This window comes from Streptomyces sp. MBT53 (genome assembly GCF_016654115.1).
Taxonomy (GTDB): Bacteria; Actinomycetota; Actinomycetes; order Streptomycetales; family Streptomycetaceae; genus Streptomyces.
This window is the reverse complement of the sequence record NZ_JAEQAZ010000107.1, coordinates 1-14,671: the sequence shown is the minus strand read 5'-3', so window position 1 is coordinate 14,671 and position 14,671 is coordinate 1. Positions and strand designations below refer to the sequence as shown.

Genomic DNA, 14,671 nt, shown 5'->3' with positions numbered 1-14,671 from the left:
GGGGTCAGTACTGCGTCTGCAGGTGCTCCCAGAACCCGTCCCGCAGCGCCCGCCGCAGATCGGACTGCCCGCGCAGGGAGTACTGCAGCAGGCCCTCCGCCTCCACCAGCAGATCCTGGTCGACCGACCCGGGCAGATACGGATGTCCGGGCAGCAGCTCCACCAGCGCCTCCCGCCCCCGCGCGGAGAGCCACTTCGCGGCGATCTGCGCGCCCACGAAGCGGACGTCGTCGCGGGTGGGCCGGGTGGCTGCGGCCTCGTAGACGGCGGCGGTGCGCCGGGAGACGTACGGCTTGAAGAAGTCGAGGTCGAAGGTGCGCTGGCTGTCGACCTCCCAGAGGAGCGGCTCGGCCTGGTTGCGTCCCTCGGGGGCCTCGATGCCCCACAAGTGGACGCGGGCGCCGTACCCTTGGGCCGCCTCGACCGCCGAGACCAGGTCCTCGTCGCCGCCGATGAGGGCCGCGTCGCTGATGGCGCGGTGCCGGGCGAGGGATTCCAGGTCGGAGCGGATGAGTGAATCGACGCCCTTCTGCTGGTTGTTGGCGTTGAGATTGCCCAACCTGACCTTCACGTCCGGGAGTTCGGCGATGGCCTGCTGTTCGGCGGTGTGGATGCGGCGGCGGGCGCCGTCGTACCAGTAGACGCGCAGCAGTCGGCTGTCCGCGAAGATCGTGCGGGCCTTGTCGATGAGCGCCTCGATGAGGCCCTCGGTGTCGAGGTCGAAGGTGCGCCGGTCCTCGGTCCCGGAGACGAGCCGGCCCGCGGCTGCATACAAATACCCGGCGTCGACGAAGATCGCATGCGTCGAGGGCGTCTTCGCCACTTCGGCGAGCATGCGCTGCAGCAGCTCGTTCGTGCGGTCGATGCGGGCGCTGAGGGCCGCGAGGTCGTCGTTCATCGCCTCCATTGTCCCGGCGGTCACGCTGCGAACACAACCGGTCCCGGTCAGTCTCGTGCCGATCTCTTACCGGTCAGTAATTAGGCGTTCGAAAAATTTCCTTAGCGTAGGGAATGTTTGTAACACGCATCCCGTTGACTACACCAGTAACCAAGTAGTTCTCCTCAGGAGGATGACCAGACGAAGGGAGAAGCCGATGCGCTTCGAAATCATGCGTCTTGACGAGGTCGACGGCACCACCGTGGACAGCACCGTCGTGGACGCCGCCTCCGTCAACCGGATCGTGCAACAGGCCGCCGCCATAGGACAGCGACTGTGGATCCGCCCCGCCGAGACCAAAGCCTCGTAACACCTACGACATTTGCCCGCGTACCGAAGACGGATCGCGACCACACTTCAGCAACCCCCGTACGGCACCGACGCCGTACGGGGGTTCTGCGTTCACGGGCCTCAGCTCGCCCGGATCACCTGGGTGATCCCGTTGATGATCTGCTGCACGGCGATGGCCGACAGCATCATCCCCGCGAGCCGCGTGACGAGGACGACCCCGCCGTCCTTGATGACCCGGATGATCAGCAGCGAGTACCGCATCACCACCCACAGCACGGCGTGAATGGCGAGGATCGCCGCCCACACCGACACCTGCGTGGCCACACTGTCGGCCTTCTGCACGGCAAGGATGACGGACACGATCGCACCGGGCCCGGCGAGCAGCGGCATGCCCAGCGGTACGAGGGCGACGTTGACGTCCTTGGTCTGCTTCGGCTCGTCGGTCTTGCCGGTGAGCAGGTCGAGCGCGATCAGCAGGAGCAGCAGCCCGCCCGCGATCATCAGCGCGGGCACGGAGACATGCAGATAGTCGAGGATCTGGTGCCCGAGCAGCCCGAAGACGGTGATGACCCCGCCCGCGACACACACGGCCTGGAAGGCCATCCGCTTCTGCACCTTGGCGGGCCGTCCGGCGGTCAGCGCGAGGAAGATCGGGGTGATCCCGGGGGGATCCATGATGACGAAAAGGGTCAGGAAGAGGGAGCCGAAGACGGCGACGTCGAACACGGGTGAGCCACAAGCCTTGTAGAGAAGAGGTGATGAACGGGGAGGACGCGGGCGGGATCAGACTCCGCCGGCCCCCGGCACCGGGAACGCACCGGTCGCGCGCCGCGTGATCTCGCCGTAGACCTCGGGATCGGTCGTGTACTCACCGAGCTGCACGGACTTGCGGCTCCCGTGATAGTCGCTGGAACCGGTGACGAGCAGCCCGAGCTCCTTCGCGAGCCCCCGCAGCCGCACCCGCGTCTCGGCGTCGTGGTCCATGTGGTCGACCTCGATGCCGTCGAGCCCGACCGCGGCCATCTCGGCGATGGCGGACTCGGGCACGGTACGCCCGCGCTTGCTGGCCCCCGGGTGCGCGAACACGGTCACGCCCCCCGCGGCCTTGACCAGCCGGATCGCCTCGAACGGATCGGTCTCGTGCTTCGCCACATGGGCCCGGCCGCCGTCACCCAGCCAGTCCGCGGTGAAGGCGTCGTTCACGGTCGGTACGACACCCAGCTCGACCAGCGCGGTGGCGACATGCGGCCGCCCGACCGACCCCTCGCCGGCGATCCGCGCGACCTGCTCCCAGGTCACCGGCACGCCCAGCTCCCGCAGCCGCTCCACCATGGCCCGGGCCCGGGGCACCCGGTCGTCCCGCACCAGCTCCCGCTCGGCGAGCAGCGCCGGCTCCTCGGGATCGAAGAGATAGGCCAGCATGTGCATCGAGATCCCGTCGATCCGACAGGACATCTCGGCCCCGGTGACGAGCGTGAGCCCCGAGGGCAGCGCATCGATCGCCTCGCCGTACCCACGGCTGGTGTCATGATCGGTCAGCCCGACGACGTCCAGCCCGGCGGCAGCGGCATTCCGCACCAGCTCAGCGGGAGAGTCCGTACCGTCGGAGGCCGTGGAGTGGGTGTGCAGATCGATACGCACGACAAGACTCCAGGCGCAGGCAGGACAGGACCACACAAGGGTAACGGCAACCCCGGGACCTCTAGAAACACGCCCGAGGCGCACCCACCTCAGGGGCGCGGGGCTGTGTCGATATGCGGCTCCGCCGCGTGGGCGCGACCAGCCACAACGAACCCGCACCGACCCACTGACCGAACCGCTACGGCTCCAACAACCGCGGCGACAAAGCACCACAGGGCACCAGGTCCACTTCCGCCCCCGCATCCCGCAAATCCGTCAGCACCAACTCGTCGTACATCAACAACCCCGACTGCTCGGGCCAGACAACAGCCCACAGCCACAACCCCAACGCCTCCCCGGCGAAAACGGCCCGGTCATCCGGCGCCGTAGCCACATGCCACAAAGGCGTAGGCCGCCCGGCCGCAAGCAGCTTCGCCTGCGGCGGCTTCTCGACGCTCATGTACGGCCCGGGATCCGGCCCGTCGATCCCCGCGTACCGCGCCCCGAGCCCGACACCGAGCTCCTCCGCGACGAGGATCAGCTCACCCATCCCACCGAGCGGCCCGGGCCCGGAACACGCGACAGCCGTCGCACGACCCCCGCTCCGGTCGTCCCCCGCGCACGCCACGCCCGTGAACAGCCAGCCGACCGGCAGGGGCCACGGCATCCACACGGGTACCTGCGTGCGATGCACGACGACGCTGAGGGCCTCGACGCTGGGCGGGATCACGGGCTGTACCGGATGCACCGTGCCGTGGACATCGCACTGCCAGGAATCGGCGAAGAGTCCGGGAGCCCTGACCCGGCCACCACACTTCGGGCAACTGGGTTCGCCCCTCATAGGGCCCCACGGTCCTACCCTCGCACCCCCACGTCAAGGACGATCACCCGTCCGGCAGGGACCACTCACGGAACGAAACTAGATGCACCTTGCATTTATTACCTTGCCTAACTTACTATGTGCATACACCAACTACTTGGGAGGAAGCATGGACGGGACGGACGGGACGGACGACCCCTTCGACACGGGAGCCGGCTCCGGCGCCGGCAGTCTGCTGCGGCAGCCGAAGGCCGTATGGGCCACCGCCGGCGCCTCGGTCGTCGCCTTCATGGGCATCGGGCTCGTCGACCCGATCCTGCCGTCGATCGCCAAGGGCCTGGACGCCACCGCCGGCCAGGTCTCCCTGCTCTTCACCTCGTACTTCCTGATCACCGCCGTGGCGATGCTGGTGACCGGCTTCGTCTCCAGCCGGATCGGCGGCAAGAAGACCCTGCTGCTCGGCCTCGCCCTCGTCGTCGTCTTCGCCGGTCTCGCCGGCACCTCGGGCTCGGTCGGCGAACTCGTCGGCTTCCGGGCCGGCTGGGGCCTCGGCAACGCGCTCTTCGTCTCGACGGCCCTCGCGGTGATCGTCGGCGCGGCGGCCGGCGGCAGCGCCGCCGCGATCCTGCTCTACGAGTCCGCCCTCGGCCTCGGCATGGCCTGCGGCCCGCTGGTCGGCGCCCTGCTGGGCAACCAGAGCTGGCGCTACCCCTTCTTCGGCACCGCGTTCCTGATGGCGATCGGCTTCCTGTGCATCACGGTGTTCCTGAAGGAACAGCCGAAGCCCGCCCGGAAGACCTCACTGCTGGACCCGCTCAAGGCGCTCGGCCACGGGGGACTCGCCTCCGCCGCGATCTCGTCCTTCTTCTACAACTACACGTTCTTCACCGTGCTGGCCTTCACCCCGTTCGTGCTGAACATGACCCCCTACAAGTCGGGTGCCGTGTTCTTCGCCTGGGGTGTGCTGCTCGCCGTCTTCTCGGTGTTCGTCGCCCCGCGCCTGCAGTCCCGTTTCGGCTCCCTGAAGGTGCTCGGCGGTTCCCTGGTGCTGCTCGCCGTCGACGTGCTCGTCCTCGGCTACGGCAACCACACCACCGCCGTCGTCTGCACGATCCTGTCCGGCGCCTTCATCGGCGTGAACAACACCGTGTACACCGAGCTTGCCCTGGGCGTCTCGGACGCGCCGCGCCCGGTGGCGAGCGCGGGCTACAACTTCGTCCGCTGGTTCGCCGCGGCCGCCGCCCCGTTCTTCGCGCCGAAGATCGAGGGCTGGACCAACATCCACATCCCGTTCGTGGTCGCGGCGGTCACCGCGGCACTGGGCGCGCTGGTGGTCGTCGTACGACGGAACGCGCTGACGCACGACGCGGAGGTGCTGGAGCCGAAGCACGCGGCCGAGGACAGTGTCGCGGTGTTCGCCAACTAGCCGATTCCGGCCGGGGTTTGGTGAGATCGGTCACTCGGCCCGGTCACTCCAGCGGGACGGACTTGCGGGAGGGATCCCGTAGGTCCGTCCCGTTCGTCAGCCAGCGCTCCTGGAGGGCCTGGGCGCCGTGGACGCGTTTCCAGGCGGCCTCGTTCGGGGTCATGGGGAGGAGCGGGAGGAAGCGGACCGGGTCGAGGGGCGCGTCGAGGTCCAGGTCCTCGATCAGGCCGCCCGGTTCGGCGACCAGCACCGAGGTGAAGGGGGCGCCGGGCCACAGCGGTTCGCCGACGTCGAGCGAGGCGCCGGGGGCCACCACCACGCCCTCCACCTGCGGGGACGCGGCGAGAACGGCGAGCGGACGGAGCACCTTGTCGGTGTCGGCGAGGCCGCCGCGCACGGAGAGGACCAGCTCGGCGCGGGGGCCGGAGACCGGGTCGGCGAGCATCGCGGTGGGGTCGCTCATGGGCTGTGCGGACATGCCGAGCGTGGCGTAGCGGACGATGCCGCCGTCCTGGCCGGTGTCGTGGAAACGGAGTACCTCGACGCGGTCCGTGCCCAGGAAGGTGACCGCCGCGCGCGCGTCCGGTTCGCCCAGCGCGGTGCGCAACCGTGCCTCGACCAGAGCAAGAACATCAACCATGCGGGGAGCATAGAACTCGTCAGTACCGGGCAAAGCAGCGCCTTGACACTTCGGCCTGCTGATAGTCTGGGCCGGTCGTTCGGGCAGCACGCAGAAGCGTCGCGATCAAGTCCCGACGCCGTTGAGACTCCCTCAAGGGGGACCGGCCGGAGGAGGTGGGGCTGCAATGGACCGAAGTCGGCCTGGCAGTACCACCCGCTCTTCCCGCTGATGTCGTCGTTCTGGCTCTAGCCCCTCCAGGCGGCTGCCGCCTCTCGCACTTCTTCACTGTCGCGGAAGAGCACTTCGTTTCTTTTTCCTGATCTGCCTGATCTGTCCGGTGTTTCCGATCCGACCGATCTGTCTGTTCCGAAGTCAGTGCCTGTATCAGTAGCGAAACTCGCCACCGCGACGGTGCGGTGCTCCCCGCTTTGTGGACGTGCCAAACATCCGTACACAGGACGTCCCCATTCCGGGCAGTTCCAACCGTCGTCGGCGCCTTTCGTTGCTCGTCGCGAAGGAGCCCGCCATGTCGATGATCCGCGACCTGCGTGCCGTGGTCCGCCCGTCCCGCCCCTCCCTCCGCAAGGACGGCGGCGCGTACGACACCACGCGTGACCCCGGCACCCCGTCGGCCGTCGTCGACTGCGCCGTCTACCGCGACGGTGCCCGCGTCGACACCGGCAAGCCGCTGACCCCGCACGAGGCGATGCGCCAGGTGCGGCGCGACGGCGGCTTCGTGTGGATCGGGCTGCACGAGCCGACCGAGGCCGAATTCGCCGGTATCGCCCGGGAGTTCGGACTCCACCCGCTCGCCGTCGAGGACGCCGTGCAGGCCCACCAGCGCCCCAAGCTGGAGCGCTACGACGACTCGCTCTTCACCGTCTTCAAGACCATCCACTACGTCGAGCACGACCAACTCACCGCCAACAGCGAGGTGGTCGAGACCGGCGAGGTCATGTGCTTCACCGGGCGGGACTTCTTCATCACCGTCCGGCACGGCGGGCAGGGCTCGCTGCGGGCGCTGCGGCACCGGCTGCAGGACGACCCCGAGCTGCTCGCGCGCGGTCCCTCGGCGGTGCTGCACGCGATCGCCGACCATGTCGTCGACGGCTATGTCGCGGTCGCGGACGCGGTGCAGGACGACATCGACGAGGTCGAGACCGAGGTGTTCACGCCGGGCCGCAAGGGCGGGGTCTCGCGCGGTGTCGACTCGGCGCGGATCTACCAACTCAAGCGCGAGGTACTGGAGTTCAAGCGTGCGGTGTCGCCGCTGCTGCGTCCCATGCAGCTGCTGAGCGAGCGGCCGATGCGGTTGATCGACCCCGACATCCAGAAGTACTTCCGGGACGTCGCCGACCACCTCGCCCGGGTCCACGAGCAGGTCATCGGCTTCGACGAGCTGCTGAACTCGATCCTCCAGGCCAACCTGGCGCAGGCGTCCGTCGCGCAGAACGAGGACATGCGGAAGATCACCGCGTGGGCCGCGATCATCGCCGTACCGACGATGGTGACGGGCGTGTACGGCATGAACTTCGAGCACATGCCGGAGCTGCACGCGCGGTACGGGTATCCGGTGGTGCTCGCCTTCACGGTGACCGTCTGTCTGGCGATCCACCGCACGCTGAAGCGCAACGGCTGGCTGTGAGCGGCCTGGATAGGCTGAGCGCCATGACTAGCAGCGAGCTGCTCGACCAGGCCCTCGTCGAGGAGGCCACGAAGAAGTCCGGCCTTGTCTGGGTCAACGGTCCGGGCGTGCCGGCCCGGGCCCTGTGGCACGTCTGGCACGAGGGCGCGGCCTGTCTGATCGGCGACGGTCCCGGCGAGCAGCCGCTGCCGGGGCTGGTCGACGGCGGCGCCGCCGAGGTCACGGTCCGCAGCAAGGACAAGGGCGGCCGGCTGGTCGTATGGACGGCGAAGGTCGTGGAACTGGCGCCGGGCTCCGAGGCCTGGACCGCGGCCGTCGGCGAGCTGAAGGGCAAGCGGCTCAACGCGCCCGACGGCGAGGCGATGACGGAGCGCTGGGCGCGCGAGTGCCGGGTGCTGCGGCTCGAACCAACGGGCGCGACAGCCGAGTTGACGGAGGATTCGCTGGCGCGGCCGCCGCTGCCGTCGCCCGCGACGACCCGTCAGCCGGCCCCGGCCGCGCTGCCGCGCCTGCTGCTGAAGAAACGCAAACGCCGGTAACCGCCATCAAATGCCGTCAGGAAGACGGCAGTTGCTTGCCGTAGTCGACAGTGTCGTCGTCCGCGGGTTCCGTCACGGCGAAGCTCTTGCCCCAGTCCGAGAAGGTCAGCGTGCCCGCGCCGCCCGCACGGACCAGCCGGAGCGGATACGGCTTGCCCTCAAGGGAGACGTCGAGGGTGCCGCCGGATCCGTCGTCGCCGGTGATGCGGATCGTACGGACGCCGTTCTGGTCGTGGTGTCCGTCCGTCGCGAGTGAGCCGTGCAGGGTCAGCAGACTGGAGAGGAGGACGTCCTTGTCCGTGAAACCACTGAACTTCTTGTACGAGGGGTCGCCCTGCGGCACCTTCACGTACTTGCCGTGCAGCGAGTCGCCGACGCCCGAGTCCCCGTTGCTGTTCCAGAAGTCCGCGTCGGCCTTCAGGTACAGCTGTTCGCCGACCCGCAGCAGCCCGAACGTCGACCCCTGGGAGGTGACCGAGCCGCTGCCGCCGTCGGACTTCAGCCGCATGTCGAGCTTGTACGTCCGCCCGCTGGTGACGACGGTCCCCGACAGCCGTACCGCTGCGGCGGCACCCGCGGCCGTCACCGACTTCGACTGGATCTTGTCGGCGGCCAGCTTGCCGACCCCGTTGGTCCCCGCGTCCGGATCCTCGCTGCAGCCCGCCAGAGCCAGCACGCAGACCGCGCCGAGCAGCGCCGCACGACGGTTTCGGACCTGGGGAATCGCAGTCACAGGTGGGGTGCCTTTCGTGCGGCGGGGGGCGATGGCGTACGGCAGCGTACCGGGGTCCCCGGAGCGCGGCGGAGCCAGTCCGTCCGGACCGCCCACCTGCGCGGATCGCATACGTACGGGCTAGCCTGAAGCCCGTCCGAGCGGGCAAATCGGAACATCCGGAAACCAGGAAAAGAAAGGGAGGTGCAGCCATGGCAGGGGGCGCCCCCAGGGTCTACGTATCGCACCTCTCCGGTGTCGCCGTCTTCGATCCCAACGGCGACCAGGTGGGCCGCGTCCGCGATCTCGTCGCCATGCTCCGCGTCGGCCAACGGCCCCCGCGCCTGCTCGGCCTGGTCGTCGAACTCTCCACCCGCCGCCGCATCTTCCTCCCCATGACCCGGGTCACCGGCATCGAGTCCGGCCAGGTCGTCACCACCGGCGTGCTCAACGTCCGCCGCTTCGAGCAACGGCCCACCGAGCGGCTGGTGTTCGGCGAACTCCTCGACCGGCGCGTCACCCTCGTGGAGACCGACGAGGAGGTCACCGTCCTCGACCTGTCGGTGCAGCAGCTGCCCGCCCGCCGCGACTGGGAGATCGACCGGATCTTCGTCCGCAAGGGCAGGACCGGCGGAGCCTTCAGAAGGGCCAAGGGCGAGACGCTGACCGTGGAGTGGTCCGCCGTCACCGGTTTCTCCCTGGAGGAGCAGGGACAGGGCGCGGAGAGCCTCCTGGCCACCTTCGAGCAGCTGCGCCCCGCCGACCTCGCCAACGTCCTGCACCATCTCTCCCCCAAGCGGCGGGCCGAGGTCGCCGCCGCCCTCGACGACGACCGTCTCGCCGACGTCCTCGAAGAGCTGCCGGAGGACGACCAGATCGAGATCCTCGGCAAGCTGAAGGAGGAGCGCGCGGCGGACGTCCTGGAGGCGATGGACCCGGACGACGCGGCCGACCTGCTCGGCGAACTCCCGGAGGAGGACCAGGAGCGGCTGCTGAACCTGATGGAGCCCTCCGAAGCGGCCGACGTCCGCCGCCTGATGTCCTACGAGGAGCACACGGCCGGCGGCCTGATGACGACCGAACCGATCGTCCTGCGGCCCGACGCGACCGTCGCCGACGCGCTCGCCCGGATCCGCAACGCCGACCTCTCCCCCGCCCTCGCCGCCCAGGTCTACGTCTGCCGCCCGCCCGACGACACCCCGACCGGCAAGTACCTCGGCACGGTCCACTTCCAGCGGCTGCTGCGCGACCCGCCGTACACCCTGGTCAGCGCGATCATCGACGGCGACCTCCAACCCCTGGACCCGGACGCCTCGTTGCAGCTCATCGCCGGGTTCTTCGCGACGTACGACATGGTCGCGGCGCCCGTGGTCGACGAGACCGGGTCGCTGCTCGGCGCGGTGACCGTCGACGACGTACTGGACCACATGCTGCCGGAGGACTGGCGCGAGACGGAATTCCACCTGGACGAGGACGAGACCGAGGCCGACGCAGAGACAGAGGAGGTGGCGGCTCATGACTCCTGAGCGCGAGACCACGCGTGAGCGGACACCGGCGGGCGCGACCGCCACCACCCGTTCGCGGAACCGGCTCGACCAGCCGCGCCCGCCCCGGCGCCGGCTCCTGCCCGAGTACGACCCCGAGGCCTTCGGACGGCTGTCGGAACGGATCGCCCGCTTCCTGGGCACCGGCCGGTTCATCGTCTGGATGACGATCGTCATCATCGCGTGGGTGCTGTGGAACATCTTCGCCCCGCGCGATGTGCGCTTCGACAACTACCCGTTCATCTTCCTCACCCTGATGCTGTCCCTCCAGGCCTCCTACGCCGCCCCGCTGATCCTGCTCGCGCAGAACCGGCAGGACGACCGCGACCGGGTCAACCTCGAACAGGACCGCAAGCAGAACGAGCGGTCGATCGCCGACACCGAGTACCTCACCCGCGAGATCGCCGCCCTGCGCATCGGTCTCGGCGAGGTGGCGACCCGGGACTGGATCCGCTCCGAGCTGCAGGACCTCGTCAAGGAGCTGGACGTACGGCACGACGGGCATGTCGTATTCCCGGCAGAACGGTCTTCCGTGCGTGACGCAGACGACCGCTGAGGGGCTGGCCGAAGGGACCGGTCGGCGCCGTACCATCGACCCATGGCTACGGAAGACGCGGTGCGTGAAGCGCTGTCGACGGTGAACGACCCCGAGATCCACCGACCCATCACCGAACTGGGGATGGTCAAGTCCGTGGAGATCGGTGCGGACGGAGCGGTCGCGGTCACCGTGTACCTGACGGTCTCCGGCTGCCCCATGCGCGAGACGATCACGCAGCGCGTGACGGAGGCGGTCTCGGGCGTCGAAGGTGTCACCGGCGTCGAGGTGACCCTGGACGTGATGAGCGACGAGCAGCGCAAGGAACTCGCGACCGCCCTGCGCGGTGGCAAGGCCGAGCGCGAGGTCCCCTTCGCACAGCCCGGCTCCCTCACCCGCGTGTACGCGGTCGCCTCCGGCAAGGGCGGCGTCGGCAAGTCCTCGGTGACGGTGAACCTCGCGGCCGCGATGGCCGCCGACGGCCTCAAGGTCGGGGTCGTCGACGCCGACATCTACGGCCACTCCGTGCCGCGCATGCTGGGCGCCGACGGCACTCCCACCCAGGTCGAGAACATGATCATGCCGCCGTCCGCGCACGGCGTGAAGGTCATCTCCATCGGCATGTTCACCCCGGGCAACGCCCCGGTCGTGTGGCGCGGCCCGATGCTCCACCGCGCACTCCAGCAGTTCCTGGCGGACGTGTACTGGGGCGACCTGGACGTCCTGCTCCTCGACCTCCCGCCGGGCACGGGCGACATCGCGATCTCGGTCGCGCAGCTCGTCCCGAACGCCGAGATCCTCGTCGTGACGACCCCTCAGCAGGCGGCGGCCGAGGTCGCCGAGCGCGCCGGCTCCATCGCCGTACAGACCCACCAGAAGATCGTCGGAGTCGTCGAGAACATGGCGGGCCTGCCGTGCCCGCACTGCGGCGAGATGGTCGACGTCTTCGGCACGGGCGGCGGCCAGTCCGTCGCGGACGGCCTGACCCGCACGACCGGCGCCTCGGTCCCCGTCCTCGGCTCCATCCCGATCGACGTCCGCCTCCGCGAGGGCGGCGACGAGGGCAAGCCGGTGGTGCTCAGCGACCCCGACTCCCCGGCGGGCGCGGCCCTGCGGGCGATCGCGGGCAAGCTGGGCGGGCGGCAGCGGGGTCTTTCGGGACTGTCGCTGGGAATCACGCCCAAGAACAAGTTCTAGAGCTCTTCCTACGACGATGGGGGCGCCGTCCGGTCGGACGGCGCCCCCATCGTCGTAGGAGCTACTGCGCGTACGCCGCGATGTCCTTAATCATGGCGAAGCCGAGCCCGTACGCGCTCATGCCCCGGCCGTACGCCCCCACGTGGACCCCCGCCTGAGTCGAACCGGCGAGCACCCAGCCGAACTCGGACTCGCGGTAGTGGAAGGGCGTCGGGACGCCGTCCACGGGGAGGGACAGCGTCGACCAGTCGTCGCCGACGAGGTCGTCCGCCAGCACCCACGCCGTCTCCGTCTGCTGCTCCAGCCAGTCGTCGCGCAGGGTGTGGTCCATCTGGCCGGGCCAGGTGAAGGACAGCAGTCCGACCCCGGCGAGCCAGGCCGCCGAGGACACCGACGTGGCCTCCAGGAGACCCGTGCCGTCCGCGGTGCGGCGCGCGGGGTTGCCCGCGACGGTGACGACCACCGCGAACTTCTCCTTGTCCTCCGTGCCTTCGTTGCGTACGGAGGGCTCGTCGCCGTGCCCGATCGAACCGTGCTCGACGGCACCGTCCGCCGCCATGCCCACCTGCATCAGCCAGCGCGGCCCCGTGAAGGCCTCGTCGAGGCCGTACCACGGGAAGGGCGCCAGCAGATAGCCGTCGACCGTGCGCCGGACGGAGGGGACCTGTTGTCCACCCTCCGCGGCCGGCGCCTGCGCGCCTACCCGACTCGTCGTCTCCATGCCGGACGCCTCCTCGCTCTCGTCGGACCGGGGCGGCCCGCCCCCCTTCGGGCGACTCGCCCGGTCCGCACAACAACTCGGCAGCATAGCCACCTCGTGGGAGGCAGCCCGGAAAGCGCCCGGCGCGTGAGGCGCCCGGAGGCCGTGTTCAGGCCGTACGAGGGCGTGGCGGAGGTATGAAACGCGTCACGTGGGAAGCACTTCGGGAGCCGCGCGGGAGGATCAGGTGGCGTCCGCGTCGAAGGGCGGGCGCTCGTCCTTCTCGGGGTCCTCGGGCTTCTTGGTCATGTCGAGACGACCACCGGAAGCGGGCGGGGAACTCGGGGTGTCGGCGCTCTGCACCGCCTCCGTGACCTCGGCCATCTCCTTCTTGAGGTCGAAGCCGTTGCGGATCTCCTTGAGCCCCAGCTCGTCGTTGTCCAGCTGCTTGCGCAGGAACGTCTTGGGGTTCAGGTCCTCGAAGTCGAAGTCCTTGAAGTCCGGGCCCAGTTCCTCCCGGATGTCCGCCTTGGCGCTCTCCGAGAACTCTCGGATCTTCCGGATCGTCCGCATGACGTCCTGGATGACCTTCGGGAGCTTGTCCGGACCGAAGACGAGCACGGCGAGGACAATGATCGTCACCAGCTCTAGCGGTCCTATGTCATTGAACACCTGAAGCTCCTTGCGATCCTCGGTCCGCGGCCCTCGGTGGTCGGTGCGCGTCTTCCGTGGTCCGGGCCGGGTCCACGGTACCCGGCGATCCCACCCGACCGGTACTGTCCCGTGGGCTACGAGTGGGTGTACGGGACCGGTTTTCCGGGTTGTTTGCCTAGTGGGACGGGCTGCGGGGCTCTCACCTGTGACGTTTCTGTCAATCACGGGCAGAGGAGCCGAGGACGAGCGACACGGTCAAGTCCTTGCCGTCCCGCCGGAGCGTCAGCCGCAGACGGTCGCCGGGGCGGTGCGCGCGGGTCCTGACGATGAGTTCGTCGCCGGAGTGGACACGCTCGCCGTCGACCTCGGTGATGACGTCGCCCGCCCTGAGGCCGGCCTGGGCACCGGGGCCGCCCGCGGTGACGGCGGGATCCCCGTCACCGCCCTTGGTCGCGATGCGGGCGCCGTCCCCGGTGTAGTCCATGTCGAGGGTGACGCCGATGACCGGGTGGGTGGCCTTCCCGGTGTTGATCAGTTCCTCGGCGACCCGCTTGGCCTGGTTGACGGGGATGGCGAAGCCGAGCCCGATGGAACCGGCCTGACCGTCGCCCGTGTCGGTCCCGTCGTCGGCGGACCGGATCGCCGAGTTGATCCCCACGACCCTCCCCTGGGCGTCGAGCAGCGGCCCGCCGGAGTTGCCCGGGTTGATGGGCGCGTCGGTCTGCAGGGCGTCGACGTACGAGACGTCGCTGCCGTCCGCCGCGTCGCCGCCGGCCGTGATGGGCCGGTCCTTGGCGCTGATGATCCCGGAGGTCACGGTGTTGTCGAGGCCGAAGGGCGCACCGATCGCCACGACGGGGTCGCCGACCCGCACATTGTCGGAGTTGCCGAGGGGCATCGGCCTGAGCCCGCGCACACCGCTCACCCGCACCACGGCGAGGTCGTACCCGGTGTCGTGTCCGACGACCTTCGCCCTGGCGGTCCGTCCCCCGCTGAAGCTCACGGATATCTCGCCGTCACTGCCCGCGGGCTGCACGACATGGTTGTTGGTGAGGATGTGCCCCCGCGTGTCCAGCACGATGCCGGTGCCGGTCCCCGACTCCTCGTCGCCGGTCACATGCAGGGTCACCACACTGGGCAGCGCCCGAGCGGCGATCCCGGCCACACTCCCGACCGCCCGCCCGCCACTCTCCACTCCGGCCTGCGGCAACGCGACGTCCCCACCGACACCGTCCCGCTCCAGATACGCCCCTACGACACCGCCGACGCCCCCGGAGACCAGCGCGAGCACGAGCCCGGAGACGAGAAGGAGTCTCCGGGTGCGGTTGCGACGCTGCTGGTGGGTGGGCGTTGCGGCGCCGGTGTGTTGGAGGGGGGCGATCAGCGGTGCGGGCGCCCAGGGGTCGCAGCGCTGCCAGGGGTCGGGAAC

The 14,671-nt window shown here is 69.5% G+C and carries 16 protein-coding genes; 7 read left to right on the top strand and 9 right to left on the bottom strand.

Features of this window, described 5'->3' with window-relative positions; translation table 11 throughout:
* Nucleotides 1–4 precede the first annotated feature (4 nt).
* Nucleotides 5–898 (bottom strand): NYN domain-containing protein, encoded by an 894-nt coding sequence (locus JHN45_RS32100; RefSeq protein ID WP_200714439.1) that lies wholly within the window; start codon nt 896–898, stop codon nt 5–7.
* Nucleotides 899–1,094: 196 nt separating this feature from the next.
* On the opposite strand from JHN45_RS32100, the gene JHN45_RS32095 reads away from it, so the two are divergent.
* The gene (locus JHN45_RS32095) at nt 1,095–1,247 is read left to right on the top strand and encodes a hypothetical protein (RefSeq protein ID WP_019058373.1); all 153 of its coding nucleotides are present in this window, start codon (nt 1,095–1,097) and stop codon (nt 1,245–1,247) included.
* A 101-nt stretch (nt 1,248–1,348) separates the two neighbouring features.
* Here the strand turns inward: JHN45_RS32095 and JHN45_RS32090 are convergent, their stop codons facing one another.
* The 3 genes from JHN45_RS32090 to JHN45_RS32080 all read right to left on the bottom strand — a co-directional run bounded on the left by JHN45_RS32090 (nt 1,349) and on the right by JHN45_RS32080 (nt 3,689).
* Nucleotides 1,349–1,954: a MarC family protein gene (locus JHN45_RS32090; RefSeq protein ID WP_200714438.1), complete on the bottom strand. Its 606-nt coding sequence runs from the start codon at nt 1,952–1,954 to the stop codon at nt 1,349–1,351.
* 57 nt (nt 1,955–2,011) lie between these two features.
* Nucleotides 2,012–2,869, bottom strand: coding sequence for a PHP domain-containing protein (locus JHN45_RS32085; protein ID WP_201052290.1), 858 nt, complete (start codon nt 2,867–2,869; stop codon nt 2,012–2,014).
* A gap of 178 nt (nt 2,870–3,047) precedes the next feature.
* Nucleotides 3,048–3,689 carry a DUF6758 family protein gene (locus JHN45_RS32080; RefSeq protein WP_026179063.1) on the bottom strand — a complete coding sequence of 214 codons (642 nt, stop codon included), beginning with the start codon at nt 3,687–3,689 and terminating at the stop codon, nt 3,048–3,050.
* 148 nt (nt 3,690–3,837) lie between these two features.
* On the opposite strand from JHN45_RS32080, the gene JHN45_RS32075 reads away from it, so the two are divergent.
* On the top strand, nt 3,838–5,094 hold the full coding sequence (locus JHN45_RS32075) for an MFS transporter (RefSeq protein ID WP_201052288.1): 1,257 nt from the start codon (nt 3,838–3,840) through the stop codon (nt 5,092–5,094).
* Between the two features lie 43 nt (nt 5,095–5,137).
* Here JHN45_RS32075 and JHN45_RS32070 read toward each other — a convergent pair whose 3' ends face one another.
* On the bottom strand, nt 5,138–5,734 hold the full coding sequence (locus tag JHN45_RS32070; RefSeq protein ID WP_200714434.1) for a suppressor of fused domain protein: 597 nt from the start codon (nt 5,732–5,734) through the stop codon (nt 5,138–5,140).
* Between the two features lie 508 nt (nt 5,735–6,242).
* Between JHN45_RS32070 and JHN45_RS32065 the strand changes: the two genes are divergently transcribed.
* Together JHN45_RS32065 and JHN45_RS32060 are read left to right on the top strand one after the other, a co-directional pair.
* Nucleotides 6,243–7,361, top strand: coding sequence for a magnesium and cobalt transport protein CorA (locus JHN45_RS32065; protein WP_201052286.1), 1,119 nt, complete (start codon nt 6,243–6,245; stop codon nt 7,359–7,361).
* Between the two features lie 23 nt (nt 7,362–7,384).
* The gene (locus JHN45_RS32060; protein ID WP_200714432.1) at nt 7,385–7,900 is read left to right on the top strand and encodes a hypothetical protein; all 516 of its coding nucleotides are present in this window, start codon (nt 7,385–7,387) and stop codon (nt 7,898–7,900) included.
* A 16-nt stretch (nt 7,901–7,916) separates the two neighbouring features.
* Here the strand turns inward: JHN45_RS32060 and JHN45_RS32055 are convergent, their stop codons facing one another.
* The gene (locus JHN45_RS32055) at nt 7,917–8,633 is read right to left on the bottom strand and encodes a hypothetical protein (RefSeq protein ID WP_201052284.1); all 717 of its coding nucleotides are present in this window, start codon (nt 8,631–8,633) and stop codon (nt 7,917–7,919) included.
* Between the two features lie 191 nt (nt 8,634–8,824).
* On the opposite strand from JHN45_RS32055, the gene JHN45_RS32050 reads away from it, so the two are divergent.
* The 3 genes from JHN45_RS32050 to JHN45_RS32040 are packed head-to-tail and all read left to right on the top strand — an operon-like array spanning nt 8,825 to nt 11,888.
* Entirely contained in the window at nt 8,825–10,138 is a 1,314-nt protein-coding gene (locus JHN45_RS32050) for a magnesium transporter MgtE N-terminal domain-containing protein (RefSeq protein ID WP_200714430.1), read from the top strand.
* Nucleotides 10,128–10,712, top strand: a complete 585-nt coding sequence (locus tag JHN45_RS32045; RefSeq protein WP_200714429.1) for a DUF1003 domain-containing protein — start codon at nt 10,128–10,130, stop codon at nt 10,710–10,712. The genes JHN45_RS32050 and JHN45_RS32045 overlap by 11 nt, the downstream gene beginning before the upstream one ends.
* Nucleotides 10,713–10,754: 42 nt before the next feature.
* Complete coding sequence (locus JHN45_RS32040) at nt 10,755–11,888, top strand: Mrp/NBP35 family ATP-binding protein (RefSeq protein WP_201052282.1); 1,134 nt, start codon at nt 10,755–10,757, stop codon at nt 11,886–11,888.
* Nucleotides 11,889–11,949: 61 nt separating this feature from the next.
* Here the strand turns inward: JHN45_RS32040 and JHN45_RS32035 are convergent, their stop codons facing one another.
* The 3 genes from JHN45_RS32035 to JHN45_RS32025 form a co-directional block, all read right to left on the bottom strand.
* Nucleotides 11,950–12,609, bottom strand: a complete 660-nt coding sequence (locus JHN45_RS32035; protein WP_201052280.1) for a hypothetical protein — start codon at nt 12,607–12,609, stop codon at nt 11,950–11,952.
* Between the two features lie 222 nt (nt 12,610–12,831).
* Entirely contained in the window at nt 12,832–13,260 is a 429-nt protein-coding gene (locus JHN45_RS32030; RefSeq protein ID WP_019072077.1) for a sec-independent translocase, read from the bottom strand.
* Nucleotides 13,261–13,459: 199 nt separating this feature from the next.
* The coding region (locus tag JHN45_RS32025; protein ID WP_201052278.1) for a S1C family serine protease at nt 13,460–14,671 on the bottom strand (1,212 nt) is incomplete at its 5' end.